This window comes from Streptomyces sp. NPDC088354 (assembly GCF_044753585.1).
Taxonomy (GTDB): Bacteria; Actinomycetota; Actinomycetes; order Streptomycetales; family Streptomycetaceae; genus Actinacidiphila.
Genome location: NZ_JBIVNJ010000027.1, coordinates 24,395 through 39,647 on the forward strand (window position 1 = coordinate 24,395; position 15,253 = coordinate 39,647).

Annotated in this window: 14 protein-coding genes; 1 reads left to right on the plus strand and 13 read right to left on the minus strand. The window is 71.4% G+C overall.

Going from position 1 to position 15,253, the window contains the following annotated elements:
* Window positions 1–7: 7 nt before the first annotated feature.
* The 11 genes from ACIP98_RS29860 to ACIP98_RS29910 all read right to left on the minus strand — a co-directional run bounded on the left by ACIP98_RS29860 (window position 8) and on the right by ACIP98_RS29910 (window position 11,727).
* A complete protein-coding gene (locus ACIP98_RS29860; RefSeq protein WP_319659831.1) occupies window positions 8–1,036 on the minus strand; it encodes a methionine synthase in 1,029 nt (342 codons plus the stop codon).
* 3 nt (window positions 1,037–1,039) lie between these two features.
* Complete coding sequence (locus tag ACIP98_RS29865; RefSeq protein ID WP_401978914.1) at window positions 1,040–1,729, minus strand: SDR family oxidoreductase; 690 nt, start codon at window positions 1,727–1,729, stop codon at window positions 1,040–1,042.
* A gap of 25 nt (window positions 1,730–1,754) precedes the next feature.
* The gene (locus ACIP98_RS29870) at window positions 1,755–2,294 is read right to left on the minus strand and encodes a TIGR00730 family Rossman fold protein (RefSeq protein ID WP_319659835.1); all 540 of its coding nucleotides are present in this window, start codon (window positions 2,292–2,294) and stop codon (window positions 1,755–1,757) included.
* A gap of 108 nt (window positions 2,295–2,402) precedes the next feature.
* Window positions 2,403–3,566, minus strand: a complete 1,164-nt coding sequence (mnmA, locus tag ACIP98_RS29875; RefSeq protein ID WP_401978915.1) for a tRNA 2-thiouridine(34) synthase MnmA — start codon at window positions 3,564–3,566, stop codon at window positions 2,403–2,405.
* 24 nt (window positions 3,567–3,590) lie between these two features.
* Window positions 3,591–4,760 (minus strand): cysteine desulfurase family protein, encoded by a 1,170-nt coding sequence (locus tag ACIP98_RS29880; RefSeq protein ID WP_319659839.1) that lies wholly within the window; start codon window positions 4,758–4,760, stop codon window positions 3,591–3,593.
* 110 nt (window positions 4,761–4,870) lie between these two features.
* Complete coding sequence (locus ACIP98_RS29885; RefSeq protein ID WP_319659841.1) at window positions 4,871–5,539, minus strand: trimeric intracellular cation channel family protein; 669 nt, start codon at window positions 5,537–5,539, stop codon at window positions 4,871–4,873.
* Window positions 5,540–5,565: 26 nt separating this feature from the next.
* Window positions 5,566–6,627 carry a dipeptide ABC transporter ATP-binding protein gene (locus ACIP98_RS29890; protein ID WP_319659843.1) on the minus strand — a complete coding sequence of 354 codons (1,062 nt, stop codon included), beginning with the start codon at window positions 6,625–6,627 and terminating at the stop codon, window positions 5,566–5,568.
* Between the two features lie 11 nt (window positions 6,628–6,638).
* Window positions 6,639–7,754 (minus strand): ABC transporter ATP-binding protein, encoded by a 1,116-nt coding sequence (locus ACIP98_RS29895; protein WP_319659845.1) that lies wholly within the window; start codon window positions 7,752–7,754, stop codon window positions 6,639–6,641.
* Window positions 7,751–8,749 carry an ABC transporter permease gene (locus ACIP98_RS29900; protein ID WP_319659847.1) on the minus strand — a complete coding sequence of 333 codons (999 nt, stop codon included), beginning with the start codon at window positions 8,747–8,749 and terminating at the stop codon, window positions 7,751–7,753. Before ACIP98_RS29900 ends, ACIP98_RS29895 begins: the two co-directional genes overlap by 4 nt.
* Window positions 8,750–8,856: 107 nt before the next feature.
* Window positions 8,857–10,629 (minus strand): ABC transporter substrate-binding protein, encoded by a 1,773-nt coding sequence (locus ACIP98_RS29905; protein ID WP_319659849.1) that lies wholly within the window; start codon window positions 10,627–10,629, stop codon window positions 8,857–8,859.
* Window positions 10,630–10,734: 105 nt separating this feature from the next.
* The gene (locus tag ACIP98_RS29910) at window positions 10,735–11,727 is read right to left on the minus strand and encodes an ABC transporter permease (RefSeq protein WP_319659851.1); all 993 of its coding nucleotides are present in this window, start codon (window positions 11,725–11,727) and stop codon (window positions 10,735–10,737) included.
* 324 nt (window positions 11,728–12,051) lie between these two features.
* Here ACIP98_RS29910 and ACIP98_RS29915 point away from each other — a divergent pair, with 324 nt between their 5' ends.
* Window positions 12,052–13,563 carry a DUF885 family protein gene (locus ACIP98_RS29915; protein WP_401978916.1) on the plus strand — a complete coding sequence of 504 codons (1,512 nt, stop codon included), beginning with the start codon at window positions 12,052–12,054 and terminating at the stop codon, window positions 13,561–13,563.
* 45 nt (window positions 13,564–13,608) lie between these two features.
* On the opposite strand, the gene ACIP98_RS29920 is transcribed toward ACIP98_RS29915, so the two are convergent.
* Both ACIP98_RS29920 and ACIP98_RS29925 read right to left on the minus strand, forming a co-directional pair.
* Window positions 13,609–14,388, minus strand: coding sequence for an enhanced serine sensitivity protein SseB C-terminal domain-containing protein (locus ACIP98_RS29920; RefSeq protein WP_401978917.1), 780 nt, complete (start codon window positions 14,386–14,388; stop codon window positions 13,609–13,611).
* A gap of 54 nt (window positions 14,389–14,442) precedes the next feature.
* Window positions 14,443–15,234 carry an enhanced serine sensitivity protein SseB gene (locus ACIP98_RS29925; RefSeq protein WP_401978919.1) on the minus strand — a complete coding sequence of 264 codons (792 nt, stop codon included), beginning with the start codon at window positions 15,232–15,234 and terminating at the stop codon, window positions 14,443–14,445.
* Between the last annotated feature and the right edge of the window lie 19 nt (window positions 15,235–15,253).

Genomic DNA, 15,253 nt, shown 5'->3' on the forward strand with positions numbered 1-15,253 from the left:
TCAGGGCTCACTCAGGGTTGTCGACGAGCGAGCGTGCCGCCTTCGCGCAGTGCGCGAGCGCGGCACGGGCATAGGCCGGGGAGGCCCCTGCCAGACCGCAGGACGGGGTCACTGCCACGGAGGTGCCCAGAGCCTCCGGGGACAGCCCCAGCCTGCGCCACAGCGCCCGAACACCACTGACGCTACCGGCAGGGTCCGACAATGGGGCGTCGGTGCCGGGCACGACACCGGTGAAGAGGGCGGTCCCCGCCTCGGCCGCCTCACCGAACGCGTCCCAGTCACGCTCTGTGAGCAGCGAGAAATCGAACGACACCCCGGCCACCCCGGCGCGCCGCAGCAGCGCGAACGGCACGTCCGGCGCGCACGAGTGCACGATCACCGATACACCTCCGACACCGCCCGCCGCGGCCATGACGTCCCGCAGCCCGCCCTCGACCACCGCGCGGTCGACCGCGCGGTGCGTCCGGTACCCGCTGGCCGTCCTGACCTGCCCGCGCAGCACGGCGGTCAACGACGGCTCGTCCAGCTGCAGCACGGGACGGGCACCCGGGATCCGGCGGCGCACGTCCTCCAGGTGCAGCCGCAGCCCCTCGCCGAGCGACTCCGCCAGGTCGCGGCAGGCCCCCGGGTCGGACAGGGCGGCCTCGCCGTTCCGCAGCTCGACCGCCGCCGCCAGCGTCCACGGACCGACCGCCTGGATCTTCAGCGGACCCTGGTAGCCCTGGGTGAACTCCTCCAGCGCGTCCAGGTCCTCCCCCAGCCACGCCCTGGCGCGCCGGGTGTCCCGGCCCGGACGGTCCCCGAACCGCCAGCCGCTGGGCTCCACCCGTGCGTACAGCTCGACCAGCAGGCCGAGACTGCGCCCGATCATGTCGGCGCCGGGGCCGCGCGCGGGCAGCTCCGGCAGGAACGGCAGCGCCTCCACCGCCCCCGTCGCCGTGCGCGCCGCCTCGCGCGCGTCGCCGCCCGGCAGGGAGCCGACGCCGGTGGCGGTGCCCTCGGCCAGTACGAACCGCTCTTCCTCGCCCGTCGCCACCGGTCAGGCCCCCGGCCGGACCGTGAGGTCGTTGATCTCGGCGTCCCTCGGCAGGTCGACGGCCGTCAGGATCGTCGTCGCCACCGACTCCGGGTCGATCCAGCGCGAGGGGTCGTACGGCTTGCCCTCCTGCTGGTGCACCTTGGCCTGCATGGGCGTCGCGGTGCGACCCGGGTAGACGGAGGTGACCCGCACCCCGGCGGCGTGCTCCTCCTCGCGGAGCGAGTCGGCGAGCGCCTTGAGGCCGTGCTTGCTGGCCGCGTAGGCGCCCCACCCGGCGTGCGCGTTGAGGCCGGCGCCGGAGTTGACGAAGACCACGTGGCCTCGGGACAGCCGCAGTTGGGGCAGGAGGAGCCGGGTCAGCTCGGCGGGGCCGACGAGGTTGGCCGCCAGCGTCTGGTTCCAGATCTTCGGGGTCAGGTCGCCGATCGGAGCCAGGTCCACGACGCCCGCCACGTGCAGGAGGGAGTCCAGCCGGTCCGGTGGCTCCTGGTGGCCCAGCGCCCACGACAGCCGCTCGGGCTCGGCCAGGTCGCCGACGAGCGTACGGGCCCCGGGGAAGCGGCCGGTGAGTTCCTTGGCGCGTCCGGCGTCGCGGGCCAGCAGCCACAGCTCGTCGCCGCGGTCGAGCAGGCGCCGCGCCACGGCGGCGCCGATGCCGGAACCGGCTCCGGTGATCAGGTGAATCGACATGGCCCCATGCTCGCATCACCCGGGCTCACACGATGCCCGCGGTCTCCTCCAGACAGGCGAGCGCCGAGACCTCGTCCTCCGCGAAGAGCACCAGGTCGGTCAGGGGCATCGGCAGGAAGCCCTCCGCGTCCATGCGCTGGAACTGCTCCTTCAGCCCGTCGTAGAAGCCCGCGGTGTTGAGCAGCACGACCGGCTTGGTGTGCAGGCCGTGCTTCTTCAGCTCCAGGATCTCGGTGGCCTCGTCCAGCGTGCCGGTGCCGCCCACCATGATCACCACGGCGTCGGCGCGGGCCAGCAGCTCCGCCTTGCGCTCGGCGAGGTCCGCGGCGATCACCATCTCGTCGGCGTTCTTGCGGGCCTTGGCCGCCAGGAACCCCACGGAGACCCCGACCAGCCGGCCGCCGTGCTCCTGGACCCCGTCGGCCAGCACCTTCATCAGGCCCACGTCCGAGCCGCCCCATACCAGCGTGTGGCCGCCCTTGCCGATCAACTCGGCGAACCGGCGCGCCGGTTCGGTGTAGCGGGCGTCCAGGTCGGCGGCGGAGAGGAAGACGCAGATGTTCATGCGGTCCAGTCTTCCGTATCGCCGTTTCGCCGTCTCACAGCATCCCGGTGCCGCCGCACCGCGAGCGGCCGGCGGGGGCGAGGCGGGCGACGCGGCTGGTACGGACCGTCAGGCCGTTGCGGCGGCGCGGGCGCGGCGCTCGGTGCCGGCGATGGTGCCCGAGCCGACGACGCGGGTGCCCTCGTACAGCACGACCGCCTGGCCCGGCGCGACACCGCGGACGGGGTCGCCGGTGAAGCGCACGCGCAGTTCCTCCCCGGCCAGTTCCGCCACGACCGGCACGTCCTCGCCGTGCGCGCGCAGCTGCGCGGTGTACGCCCGCGGGCCGTCCGCGGCGGGCGCGGTACCGCACCAGCGCGGCCGGATGGCGGTGAGCGCGACGACGTCCAGCGCGTCGGCGGGGCCGACCGTGACGGTGTTGTCCACCGGCGAGATGTCCAGGACGTAGCGGGGCTTGCCGTCGTCAGCCGGGACGCCGAGCCGCAGGCCCTTGCGCTGGCCGACGGTGAAGCCGTAGGCGCCGTCGTGGGTGCCGAGGCGGTTGCCGTCCTCGTCGAGGATGTCGCCCTCGGCGGTGCCGAGCCGGCGGGCGAGGAAGCCCTGCGTGTCGCCGTCGGCGATGAAGCAGATGTCGTGGCTGTCCGGCTTCTTCGCCACCGACAGACCCCGGCGGGCCGCCTCCGCCCGGATCTCGTCCTTGGTGGTGAGGGTGTCGCCGAGCGGGAACATGGCGTGCGCCAGCTGCCGCTCGTCCAGTACGCCGAGGACGTACGACTGGTCCTTGGCGGCGTCGGACGCGCGGTGCAGTTCGCGGCCGCCGTCGGGGTTGACCACGACGGTGGCGTAGTGGCCGGTGCACACGGCGTCGAAGCCCAGCGCGATCGCCTTGTCCAGCAGCGCCGCGAACTTGATCTTCTCGTTGCAGCGCAGGCACGGGTTGGGGGTGCGGCCCGCGGCGTACTCGGCGACGAAGTCGTCGACCACGTCGGCGCGGAAACGCTCGGCGAGGTCCCAGATGTAGAAGGGGATGCCGATCACATCCGCCGCGCGGCGCGCGTCGTTGCTGTCCTCGATGGTGCAGCAGCCGCGCGCGCCGGTGCGGAACGACTGGGGGTTCGCGGACAGCGCCAGGTGCACGCCGGTCACGTCGTGCCCCGCTTCGGCGGCACGGGCGGCCGCGACGGCCGAGTCGACGCCACCGCTCATCGCGGCGAGCACGCGGAGGCGACGGCCGTCGCCAGGACCTGTGGGTGCACCGGGGAAGTCAGTCATAGCGCTGCCAAGAATACGCGCGCGTCAGGACAGTCCGGCGCTGCGGGCGCGGGCGACGACGGGGGTGATGGCGGTCACGAGGGCGTCGACGTCGGCCGCGGTGGAGGTGTGGCCGAGGGAGAAGCGCAGGGAGCCGCGCGCGAGGTCGGGGTCGGCGCCGGTGGCGAGCAGGACGTGGCTGGGCTGGGGGACGCCGGCGGTGCAGGCGGAGCCCGTGGAGCACTCGATGCCCTGGGCGTCCAGGAGGAGCAGCAGGGAGTCGCCCTCGCAGCCGGGGAAGGAGAAGTGGGCGCTGGACGGCAGGCGGCCCTCCGGGGCGGGGTCGCCGTTGAGGATGGCGTCCGGGACGGCGGCGCGGACCCGGGTGACCAGGTCGTCGCGCAGGGCTCCGACGTCCCGGGCGAACTCCTGGCGGCGCTCGGCCGCGAGGGTGCCCGCGACGGCGAAGGAGGCGACCGCGGGAACGTCGAGGGTGCCCGAGCGCACGCCGCGCTCCTGGCCGCCGCCGTGCAGCAGGGGGACGGGGCCGACCTCGCGGCGCAGCACCAGGGCGCCGACGCCGTAGGGCCCGCCGACCTTGTGGCCGGTGACGGTCATCGCGTCGAGTCCCGAGGCCGCGAAGTCCACCTCGGCCTGGCCCAGCGCCTGGACCGCGTCCGAGTGCAGGGGTACGTCGAACTCCCGCGCGACCGCGCTGAGTTCCTTGATCGGCATGATCGTGCCGACCTCGTTGTTGGCCCACATCACGGTGGCCAGGGCGACGTCGTGCGGGTCGCGGGCGATGGCCTCGCGCAGTGCCTCGGCGTGCACGCGCCCGTGACCGTCGACGGGCAGCCACTCCACGCGCGCGCCCTCGTGCTCGGCCAGCCAGTCGACGGCGTCCAGCACCGCGTGGTGCTCGACGGGGCTGGCCAGCACGCGCGTGCGCCGCGGGTCGGCCGCCCGGCGGGCCCAGTACAGGCCCTTGACGGCGAGGTTGTCGGCCTCGGTGCCGCCCCCGGTGAAGACGATCTCACTGGGCCGGGCGCCGAGCGCGGCGGCCAGTGCTTCGCGGGACTCCTCCACCGTGCGCCGGGCCTTTCGGCCGGCCGCGTGGAGGGACGAGGCGTTGCCCGTGACGGCGAGCTGAGCGGTCAGCGCCGCCACGGCTTCCGGCAGCATCGGTGTCGTGGCGGCGTGGTCGAAGTAGGCCATGGTGACCTCGATTCTACGGGTCCACCGGCCCCGCGAACCCGCCCCGGCGACCCGTCAGGGCCCCGGCCCCGGGCCGCACAGGCGCCGCCCGGCGCGCGCCGTGGCACGTCTCACACGGTGGCGGCGTCCTCCTCGGCCCGGCTGCGCCGGTGCCAGGCGCGCGGGGCCCGCCAGTGGAAGCGCATGGCCAGCAGCCGCAGCCCGAAGGCGCTCACGACGGCGACCACGCCGGTGCCCGGGGTCAGCGCCCGGAAGTGGATGAGCAGCGCCACGACGGTGGCCCCCACGATGGCCGGCACGGCGTACAGGTCGCGGTCCCAGCGCAGCAGGGACGGCACCTCGTTGCCGAGCAGGTCGCGCAGGACACCACCGCCGACCGCGGTGGCCAGGCCCAGCGTGGCGGAGGCGGTCAGGTTCAGCCCGTGGTCGTAGGCCTTGGTGGTGCCGGTGACGCAGAACAGGCCGAGCCCGGCGGCGTCGAAGACGCTGATGGTGGTGTTGATCCGCTCCACGTGCGGATGGAGGAAGAAGACCACCGCGGTCGCGATGAGCGGGGTCAGGAAGTACCCGAGGTCGGTGAAGGCGGCCGGCGGGACCGCCCCGATGATCAGGTCCCTGATCAGCCCTCCGCCCAGCGCCGTGACCTCGGCGAGCACCGCCATGCCGAAGACGTCGTAGTTCTTGCGCACGGCGAGCAGTGCGCCGGAGATCGCGAAGACGAAGATTCCGGCGAGGTCGAGCAGGTGCTGGACGGAGTGGCTGAACAGTTCGGTGTGCACCGGTCCCATTGTGCCGGGGGGGCCGGTCAGGCCTTTTCGGCCGCCTTCTCCGCCGGGCCGGCCCCGTCCGAGTCCCCGCCGGTGTTCTCGGGGTGGTGGCAGGCCACCTGGTGGCCGGTGGCCAGTGCGACCAGCGGCGGCTCGGTGGTCTTGCACACCTCGGTCGCCTTCCAGCACCGGGTGTGGAAACGGCAGCCCGGCGGCGGCGCGATCGGCGACGGGACGTCACCGGTGAGCAGGATGCGCTCGCGCGCAGTGCGCCGCCTGGGGTCCGGCACCGGCACCGCGGACAGCAGCGCGTTGGTGTACGGGTGCATCGGCTTGGTGTAGAGGTCCTCGCGGTCGGCGACCTCGACGACCTTGCCCAGGTACATGACCGCGATACGGTCCGACACGTGCCGGATGACCGACAGGTCGTGCGCGATGATCACGTACGTCAGGCCGAGCTCGGACTGGAGGTCGTCCAGGAGGTTGACCACCTGGGCCTGGATGGAGACGTCCAGCGCGGAGACCGGCTCGTCCGCCACCACGAGCTTCGGCTTGAGCGCCAGCGCCCGGGCGATGCCGATGCGCTGCCGCTGGCCGCCGGAGAACTCGTGCGGGTAGCGGTTGTAGTGCTCGGGGTTGAGGCCGACCAGCTCCAGGAGGTTCTGCACCTCCTTCTTCACCCCGTTCTCCGTCTGCACCTTCTGCAGCCGGAACGGCGCGCCGACGATCGTGCCGACGGTGTGCCGCGGGTTGAGGGAGGAGTACGGGTCCTGGAAGATCATCTGCACGTCGCGGCGGAGCGGGCGCATACCCGCGGTGCCCAGGTGCGTGATGTCCTGACCCTCGAACTCGATCTTCCCGCCGGTCGGTTCGAGCAGCCGGGTGATCAGCCGGCCCATGGTGGACTTGCCGCAGCCGGACTCGCCCACCACGCCCAGGGTCTCCCCCGCGTTGACGTGGAAGTCGATGCCGTCGACGGCCTTGACCGCGCCGACCTGGCGCCGCAGCAGACCCTTGGTGATCGGGAAGTGCTTGACCAGGCCGCTCACCTTGAGCAGGGCATCCGACCCGTCGGCGGTCGACTGCTGGGGGATCGTCATCTCCTGGCCTTTCACAGCTTCGGCGCAATCTCTTCGGTCCAGATGCGCTCCCGGTCCGCCGCGGCCAGGTGGCAGGCGGCGTGGTGCCGGCTGCCCACCTCGCGCAGCTCCGGTACGACGGTGGTGCTGGCCCCGCCGGTGAGCTCCGCGTACGGGCAGCGCGGGTGGAAGGCGCAGCCCGACGGCACGTTGATGAGGCTCGGCGGAGAGCCCTTGACCGGATTGAGCCGGTCGGTGCGCTCACGGTCCAGACGGGGCATCGAGCCCAGCAGGCCCCAGGTGTAGGGGTGCTGCGGCTCGTAGAACACCTTGTCGGCCGGCCCGCGCTCCACGCAGCGGCCGCCGTACATCACCAGGATGTCGTCCGCGAGCTCGGCGACCACGCCGAGGTCGTGGGTGATGATGATGACGGCCGAGCCGAACTCCTTCTGCAGGTCCCGGATCAGGTCGAGGATCTGCGCCTGCACGGTGACGTCGAGCGCCGTGGTCGGCTCGTCCGCGATCAGCAGCTCGGGGTTGTTCGACAGCGCCATCGCGATCATCGCGCGCTGCCGCATACCGCCGGAGAACTGGTGCGGGTAGTCGTCCACACGCTTGTCGGGCTGCGGGATGCCGACCCGGTCCAGCATCTCGACCGCGCGCCTGCGGGCCACGGCCTTGGACACACCGTGGTGCACCCGGTACGCCTCGACGATCTGGGCGCCGACGGTGAAGTAGGGGTGCATCGCGGACAGCGGGTCCTGGAAGATCATCGCGACGTCCTTGCCGCGCAACCGCCGGACCTCGTCCGGGTCGGCCGTGATCAGTTCCTTGCCGTCCAGCCAGATCTCGCCGGACATCCGGGCCTTGCTGCGCCCGTACTGCCCGGCCCGGTGCAGGCCCATGATGGCCAGCGACGTGACGGACTTGCCGGAGCCGGACTCACCCACGATGCCGAGGGTCTTGCCCTTCTCCAGTTGGAAGGAGAGGCCGTCGACGGACTTGACCAGGCCGTCGTCGGTCGGGAAGTGCACCTTGAGGTCGCGCACCTCCAGGAACGCCGTGGGCCTGGACGCCGTCCCGGAAACCGGCTCGTTCGGCGCGGACTGCGCCTCGGCGCCGGTCTTCTGGATGGGGAGGTCCGTCATGAGAGCCTCACTCGCGGGTCGATCACGGCGTACAGCAGGTCCACCACCAGGTTGGCAAGGACGACCGCCATCGCGGCGATCAGGGTGATGCCGAGGATCACCGGGAAGTCCTTGTCGGAGATGGCCTTCACCGCGGCCTGGCCGAGGCCGGGCAGGCTGAACGTGGTCTCGGTGAGGATCGCGCCGCCGACCAGGGCGCCGAGGTCCATGCCGAGGATGGTGAGGATCGGGGTCATCGTGGACCGCATGGCGTGCTTGCCGATGACCACCGGTTCGCGCAGGCCCTTGGCCCGCGCGGTGCGTATGTAGTCCTCACCGAGGATTTCCAGCATGGTCGCGCGGGTCATCCGGGCGTACATGGCCGCGTAGAGGAAGGCCAGGGTGATCCAGGGCAGCAGCATGCCGCCGAACCACCCCGATGGACTTTCGCTCAGTTCCACGTACTGCCCGTCGATCCAATGGAATTTGAAGACGACGAGCGCCGCGGCGAGCATGCCGGTGAAGTAGATCGGTAGCGAGACGCCCGCGAGGGCGACGGTCATGAGGCCGCGGTCGAGCGCGGAGCCCCGCTTGAGGGCGGAGACCACGCCGGTGCCGACGCCGACCAGCACCCAGATGACGACCGCGCCGGCGGCGAGGCCCAGGGTGACCGGCAGCCGGTCCGTCAGAATCGGCCAGACCGCCTGCTCGCTGCGGAACGAGTAGCCGAAGCACGGCGCCGCGCAGTGGGTCACGTCGACGCCGTTGGCGTAGTCGCGCCCCGCCACAAGCCCCCACAGGAACTTGCCGAACTGGATGAGGACGGGATCGTCGAGGCCCATCTTCTTCCGGATGCCCTCAAGAGAGGCCGGGTCCGCCTGCTTCCCGATGAAGTAGGTCGCGGGGTCGACACCGACCCATTTGGGGATCAGGAAGAAGATCCCGAAGGTCACCAGGATGATGACCAACAGCATGACGACGACAGCGAACAGTCGTCGAATGAGGTATGCAAGCACTGTGCTCGGCCCGGCGGCGGCCCGGGGGGTTCCCCGGGCCGCCGCACGCGGCCATCACCTGCCCTTCGTGCCTAGCGGGTGTGGCACTCGATCGATTCGAGGGTGTTTTACTGCACGCCCAGCGAGGCGTAGTCGTAGCGGCCGTTGTACGTGTCGGCCGTGTAGACGTTGGTCAGGCGCGAGCTGCGCCAGATGATGTTCTTCTCGAAGGTGAAGGGCAGGTAGTACGCGCCCTCGGAGACCTTCTGGTTGATCTGCTTGTACAGCTCGCCGGCCGCGTTGGCGTCGGGCGCCTGCAGCGCCTGGTCGAACAGGCCGTCGATCGACTTGTCCTTGATCTCGGCGAAGTTGTTGTTGCCGCTCTCCAGGATGAACCGGCTGTCGACCAGCGGCTGGAGGAAGCCCTGCCCGGACGGGAAGTCGGCGCCCCAGCCCATGATGATGATGCCGTAGCCCTTGGACTTGACGGTCTTCGGGGCACCGATGATGCCGGAGGTCTGGGCGCCGTCGAACTCGTCGAGTTCGGTGGTGATGCCGACCTTCTTCAGCGACTCCTGCAGCGACTCGGCCGTGGCGATCTCGATCGGCTTGTTGTTGCGGACCGCGATCGTGGTCTTGAAGCCGTTGGGCTGGCCGCAGGCGGCGAGCTCCTTCTTGGCCTCAGCGACGTTGCCCGTGGTGTCCTTGAGGACGTTGTACGGGTCGTAGCTGCCGTCGGAGCCCTTGATGCCCAGCGGGAGCATGTTCGGGGCGATCGCGCCACCGGCCTGCGGGCCACCGCGGGCGGTCTGCAGCGACTTGTGGTCGGCCGCGAGGATGACCGCCTTGCGGCAGTGGATGTTGTCCATCGGCTTGACCGTGGTCGGGAAGACCGCGTAGCGGATGAAGCCGGTGTCCGGGTTGTCGGCGTTGCCCTTGTTCTTGCCGAGCACCTCGGCGCGCGCGGCCTGGCCGACGCCGGTGGCGTTCAGGTCCAGGTCGTAGTCGCCGTTGATCAGGCGCTTGTCCATGTCGTCGGCGTTGGTGGTCAGGGTGACCGTGATCTTGTCCGGCAGCGCCTTGCGGAGGTCGTCGGTGGACGCGCTCCAGTTGGTGTTGCGGACCAGCACCATCGACTTGTTCGGCGTGTACGACTGGAACTTGTACGGGCCGCTGGAGAACGGCTTGAGGCCGTACTTGGCGCCGGTGTCCTTGGACTGCGGGACCGGGGAGCCGGACGGCATCGCCAGCATCTGCTCGAAGTCGCTGTTGGGCGTGGCCAGGTGGAAGACGATCGTCTTGTCGTCCGGGGTCTCGATGGCCTTCAGACCGAGCTTGTCGGCCGACGTGTCCTTGTAGGGACCCTTGTACTCACCCTTGGGGTCCAGCACCTGCTGCAGGTAGATCGGGCCACCGGAGATGACGTCCTGGGCCCAGATGCGCTCGATGCCGTACTTGATGTCCTTGGAGGTCAGCGCGGAGCCGTCCTCCCACTTCAGGCCATCCTTGAGCGTGTAGGTGTAGGTCTTGCCGCCGTCCGCGACCTTGGCCAGCGAGGTGGCCAGGTCCGGCTTCAGCGTGGTGCTGGCCGGGCCGGGCTGGGGCGTGAAGGACACCAGCTGGCGGGTGTAGTAGCGGGAGAAGTCCCACATGAAGCCGTAGTAACCACGCTGCGGGTCCCAGGAGTCGGCATCCTGCGTGCCGACGAACTTGAGCGTGCCGCCCTTCTTCTCGGACGGGTTGGCAACCTTGTTGACGGCCGCGTTGAAGCCCGGAGCCTTGGCCTTGCCCTCGGACTTGTCACCGCCGTCGCCGCCGCCGCAAGCAGCGGTGGACAGCAGGGCGGCGACCACGACGGCCGTTCCTGCGGCCAGGCGCCTCGATGAGCGTGGGGATGTCACTTTTTCGCAACCTCCGTGATTCGCGGTCCGCGACATCCGCGGACCTGCGTTCCTATCGGTGAAAAGCCACCTGACGAGAGCGGCAGGGGGCGGGTGTGCAAAGGGCTAGCGGGAGCCCTTCGGGTCCAGCGCGTCCCGTACGCCGTCACCGAAGAGGTTGAAGGCGAGCACGGTGATGAAGATCGCCAGACCCGGGATCAGCATGAAGAGCGGGTCCGTCTCGTAGAACGACAGTGCTTTGTAGAGCATCTGGCCCCACGAGGAGGTGGGCGGCTTCACGCCGACCCCGAGGAAGCTCAGGGCGGCCTCGGTGAGGATGTTGGTCGGGATCATCAACGTCGCGTAGACGGTGATCGGCGCGACCAGGTTCGGCAGCAACTCGCGGAAGAGGATGTACCCGCGGCCGGCACCGAGGCTGCGCGCGGCGTCGACATACTCGCGTTCACGCAGGCTCAGGGTCTGACCGCGGACGATGCGCCCGACGTACGGCCATCCGAAGAAGCCGATGACCACGACCAGGACGCCCATGCGAACGCCGGTGCCGCTGAAACCGAGCAGCGAGTTCGGCATGACCGAGACCAGGGAAATGATGAAGAGGAGTTGCGGGAAAGCCAGCAGGACGTCCATCACGCGGCCGATGGCGGCGTCGACCCAGCCGCCGAAATAGCCGGCCACGATGCCGAAGAAGGTGCCGAGGACCACCGCGACGACGGCGGACAGGAACGCCACCAGCAGGGAGATCTGCGTTCCGTAGACGATGCGGCTGAAGACGTCGCGGCCGTTGACCGGCTCCACCCCGAAGAGGTAATCGCCGCTGATGCCGCCCCATTTGCCGGTGGGGGTGCCGAACAGCGGGTCGATCTTGTCCTCGTGGAAGTCGTTCGGCGGGTGGCCGAATGCGCTGACGATCAGGGGCGCGAAGATCGCGACAAGGACAAGGAGGACGACGATGACGCCACCCGCCAGCGCCACTTTGTCGCGCTTGAGGCGCATCCATGCGATACGACCGGGCGAACGGCCCTCGATCGCCTTCGCGGGTATGTCGGCGGCGACGTCGGCCACGGCCGTTTCAGCGGTGTCGTGCAGCGGTGCTGTCATGTCTCCTCGTGCATCCCCCTGCCGGCGGTGGCCGGCTTCGCCTGGCCGTCCGCCCGGGTCGACGGAGCGGACCGACCATGTCGGGCGCAGCTCTTGATGGTGGTGCGGTGGCGCTGGGCTGTGTGTCGGTCGTGTGATGGATCGTTAAGGCTCGTGAGAGGCGGCCTTGAGGCGTGAGTCTTCAATGCGGCATCGATCAGGCGCCAGACCTGGCAGGGAAGCGATGCGCAACCGTGATGCGATGACCCTTCGTCCGTTATTACCGCAGTGTTACGCGCGTTGACAGATCGCCGGGAGAGGCCCGTACTCGCTACCGTCGGATCCATGAATGATCGGCTTCGCGCGGTGTGCGACCTCATGGTCCCCGTGGTCAGGGAGATGGCAGGACTGCACGAGTACGACGGCCAGGTCCAGGATCTGTCGCCGGACGGCGTACGCCGCGGGCTGTCCGCGCTGGCCCACGCGCGACGCCGCGAAGCGCCGCTGACGGACACACACGACGAACGGCACCTTTCGGTCTTCGAGGACACCCTCAGGGTCCAGTACGGCGAGCTGGAACTGCACCGGCGGGACCCCTATCCCCATCTGTCCAACCTCGAACTGACCGCCTACGACCGGGAGTACGCCCCCCGCGAGGAGCTCGCGGAGGCGCGCAGGCGGCATCTGCTGCAGTGGCCGGACGCCGTGGACGCGGCCGTGGCGTCCCTCGACCGGGTGAGCGCGCCCGTCGCCGGGGCACTCCTGGGGGCGGTCCGCGGCCTGGCCGCCGACCTCGACCCGGAGCAGGAGCCGGAGGCCGGCCCGGCGCTCGCCGCGCACCGCCGGCTGGTGGACCACATCGCCCGGGCCGCCGAGACCGGCGACCCCGACCCGCGGCTCGGCGGGGACGCGCTCGCCGCACTGATGGGCAGTCAGGAAGGGCTGCCGGTGGATCTGTCGGCGCTCGCGGAGGAGGCGGAACGCGAACGCGACCGGCTCACCGAGCTGCTGACGGAGTCCTGCCGGCGGCTCGACCCGGAGCACACCGTGGACGAGCTGATCCCGCGGCTGCTCGCGGACCACCCCGCCGCGGAGGGGGTGATCCCCGAGGCCGCCCGGCTCACCGAGGAGGTCATCGAGTTCACCCGGCGCCGGGGGCTCGTGCCGTGGCTGGACGGGGACTGCCTCGTGGGCCCCGCGCCGCCGTCGCGGCGCTGGTCCATGGCGATGATGACCTGGGCCGCCCCCGAGGAGGCCGACACCGCCTCCTGGTACCACGTCACCCCGCCGGAACCGGACTGGCCCGAGGACGAGCGCGAGGAGTGGCTGTCGGTCTTCAGCCGCACCAGCCTGCCCGCGATCACCGTGCACGAGGTCGCGCCCGGCCACTTCGCCCACGGCCGGGCACTGCGGCACGCGCCGACCCAGGTCCGGCGGGTGCTGCACTCGCTCTCCTTCTGCGAGGGCTGGGCCCACTACGTGGAGGAGGTCTGCCTGGAGGAGGGCTTCCGCTCCCGCGACCCCCGCTTCGCCATCGGCGTCGCCCTGGAGGCGCTCGTCCGCGTCACGCGGCTCGCCTGTGCCATCGGGCTGCACACGGGGGCGATGACGCCGGAGGAGGCCACCGCGCGGTTCATGCGCGACGCCCACCTCGCGCGCGCGGGCGCCGCCTCCGAGGCCCGCAGGGGCACCTTCGACGCGGCCTACGGGCGGTACACCTGGGGAAAGTTGGAGATCATGCGGTTGCGGCAACGGGCCCGGCAGCAGTGGGGGCAGGACTTCACGCTGCAGCGGTTCCACACGTCCCTGCTGGAGCTCGGCAGCCCTCCGCTCGGGCTGATCTCGGCGGCGCTCTGACGGTCCACGGGGCGGCCGCGGGCAGGGCCCGCGAGCCGCCCCGGCTCAGTAGCGCTGCGGCGCCCACCCCTGGACGGCACTCGCGCCACCGCCGCCGCCCGCATGGGCGTCTCGGTCGTAGAAGGGCTGCGCGGCCGCCCGCATCCACATGCCGACGGGGTCGTACTCGTCGGCGAGGGCGACCGCGGCGACGGGCAGTCCCTGGGGCACCGCGGCGAGGGCGGACTGCATCATCAGACGCACCGTCTCGGCGGACTGGGGGCCGGCGTCGTAGAGGTCGACGCCGATCGCGAGGTACGGCTCGCCGACGGCCGGCTGGACCCAGGCGCGGCGCAGGGAGCGCACCGCGGGGGTGCGGTGGGCCTGCTGGGACAACAGGGCGTAGTACTGCGGGATCTGGAGCGCGGGCTCGGCTATCCGCAGCGGCCCCGCGGGGGCGTGGTCCAGCCCGAGACCGATCCGCCGCAGGTCGAGCCAGGGGACGCCGACCCCGCCGCCGGGGGCGTGCGGGTTGAGCCACAGGCCCCAGCGGTCCGGGAAGAGGGAGGCGGCGATCTCGCGGCCGGACACGACCTCGTGCGCCCGGGTCCAGCCGCTGGCGGCCAGTTCGCGCGAGGAGGTCACGCAGGGGGCGTAACCGTAGCCGCCCACCTCGATGTTGCCGTACTGCGCGTCCGCGCCGCCGGGCGTGCCCTGCCACAGCAGCATCCACACCTCGCTGTCGGCCAGGGTGCGCAGCAGTGTCTCGTACGCGTCGAACCTGCCGGGCGTCACCTGCCGCAGCGCATGCTCCAGCCCACCGTCCCCTCCCGCGCCCGCGCCCACGTGACCCGCCCTTCCGTCGCTGCGTCGTCTGCTGCTTCGCCTGCCGGACCCAGGTTATGCGCCGGTGCCGACAAAGAAGGGTCGCACGCGCTCGATCATCCAGTCCCCCACGGGGTCCTGCGCGACGTCGAGGAGGACGAGATTGACCTGCCACGGCACCGGGACGGCACCGAGCGCGCGGCCCAGCGCGGTCATCGCGGCGCCCCGGTCCTCCTCCTGCCAGCGGTCGAGTTCGACGCCGATGAAGAGCGCGGCCGGGTCCCCCTCGACGCTGGCCAGGGCCCGACGCGCGGTGAGGACGACCGGGGTGACCGCGAACTCGCCCGCGGCGGCGGCCAGGAAGTCCACCGGCTCCTCGTCCGGCGAGGGCTCCCACAGCCGGACCCGGGCCCCGGTCGGCGTGCCGGGCTCGCGGTCGGTGCGGCACAGTTCCATGACGGCGGGCGGCGGCAGCGGAATGCCCACCGCGCCACCGGGGTTGACGGCGATGCCGACCTGCGGCGGCAGTCCGCGGGCGAACTCGCGGGCCGGGGCGACGGCGAAGTCCATGCCCCGCGCGGCGTGCAGGAACTGCTGCTCGGAACTGAACACCGGCACATAGGCGCCGCCGCCGAGTTCGATGGTGGGCAGGTCCAGGTCGGGGCTGCTCTGGTTGCCGCCGGCCGGCAGCGGGATCCACAACTGCGAGCGCCCCAGCACCTCCAGGACCCGCGCGGTCGCACCGGGATCGCCGAGGGCCGCGGTGAGGACTTCCTCGAGTTCGTTGGCGGGCCAGGTGCCGGCGGGCTGTGCGCCGGCGAACGCCGGGGCGAATCCGTCGGGTATCCGCTGCCCAGGGATGTTCACTGCGTCTCGCCTCGCAAAA

Bases quoted from the DNA above. Each gene is read 5' to 3' on its own strand.
- ACIP98_RS29910 (WP_319659851.1), bottom strand. From the start codon at position 11,727: ATGACAGCACCGCTGCACGACACCGCTGAAACGGCCGTGGCCGACGTC.
- mnmA (WP_401978915.1), bottom strand. From the start codon at position 3,566: ATGACTGACTTCCCCGGTGCACCCACAGGTCCTGGCGACGGCCGTCGC.
- ACIP98_RS29915 (WP_401978916.1), top strand. From the start codon at position 12,052: ATGAATGATCGGCTTCGCGCGGTGTGCGACCTCATGGTCCCCGTGGTC.
- ACIP98_RS29895 (WP_319659845.1), bottom strand. From the start codon at position 7,754: ATGACGGACCTCCCCATCCAGAAGACCGGCGCCGAGGCGCAGTCCGCG.
- ACIP98_RS29865 (WP_401978914.1), bottom strand. From the start codon at position 1,729: ATGTCGATTCACCTGATCACCGGAGCCGGTTCCGGCATCGGCGCCGCC.
- ACIP98_RS29870 (WP_319659835.1), bottom strand. From the start codon at position 2,294: ATGAACATCTGCGTCTTCCTCTCCGCCGCCGACCTGGACGCCCGCTAC.
- ACIP98_RS29880 (WP_319659839.1), bottom strand. From the start codon at position 4,760: ATGGCCTACTTCGACCACGCCGCCACGACACCGATGCTGCCGGAAGCC.
- ACIP98_RS29890 (WP_319659843.1), bottom strand. From the start codon at position 6,627: ATGACGATCCCCCAGCAGTCGACCGCCGACGGGTCGGATGCCCTGCTC.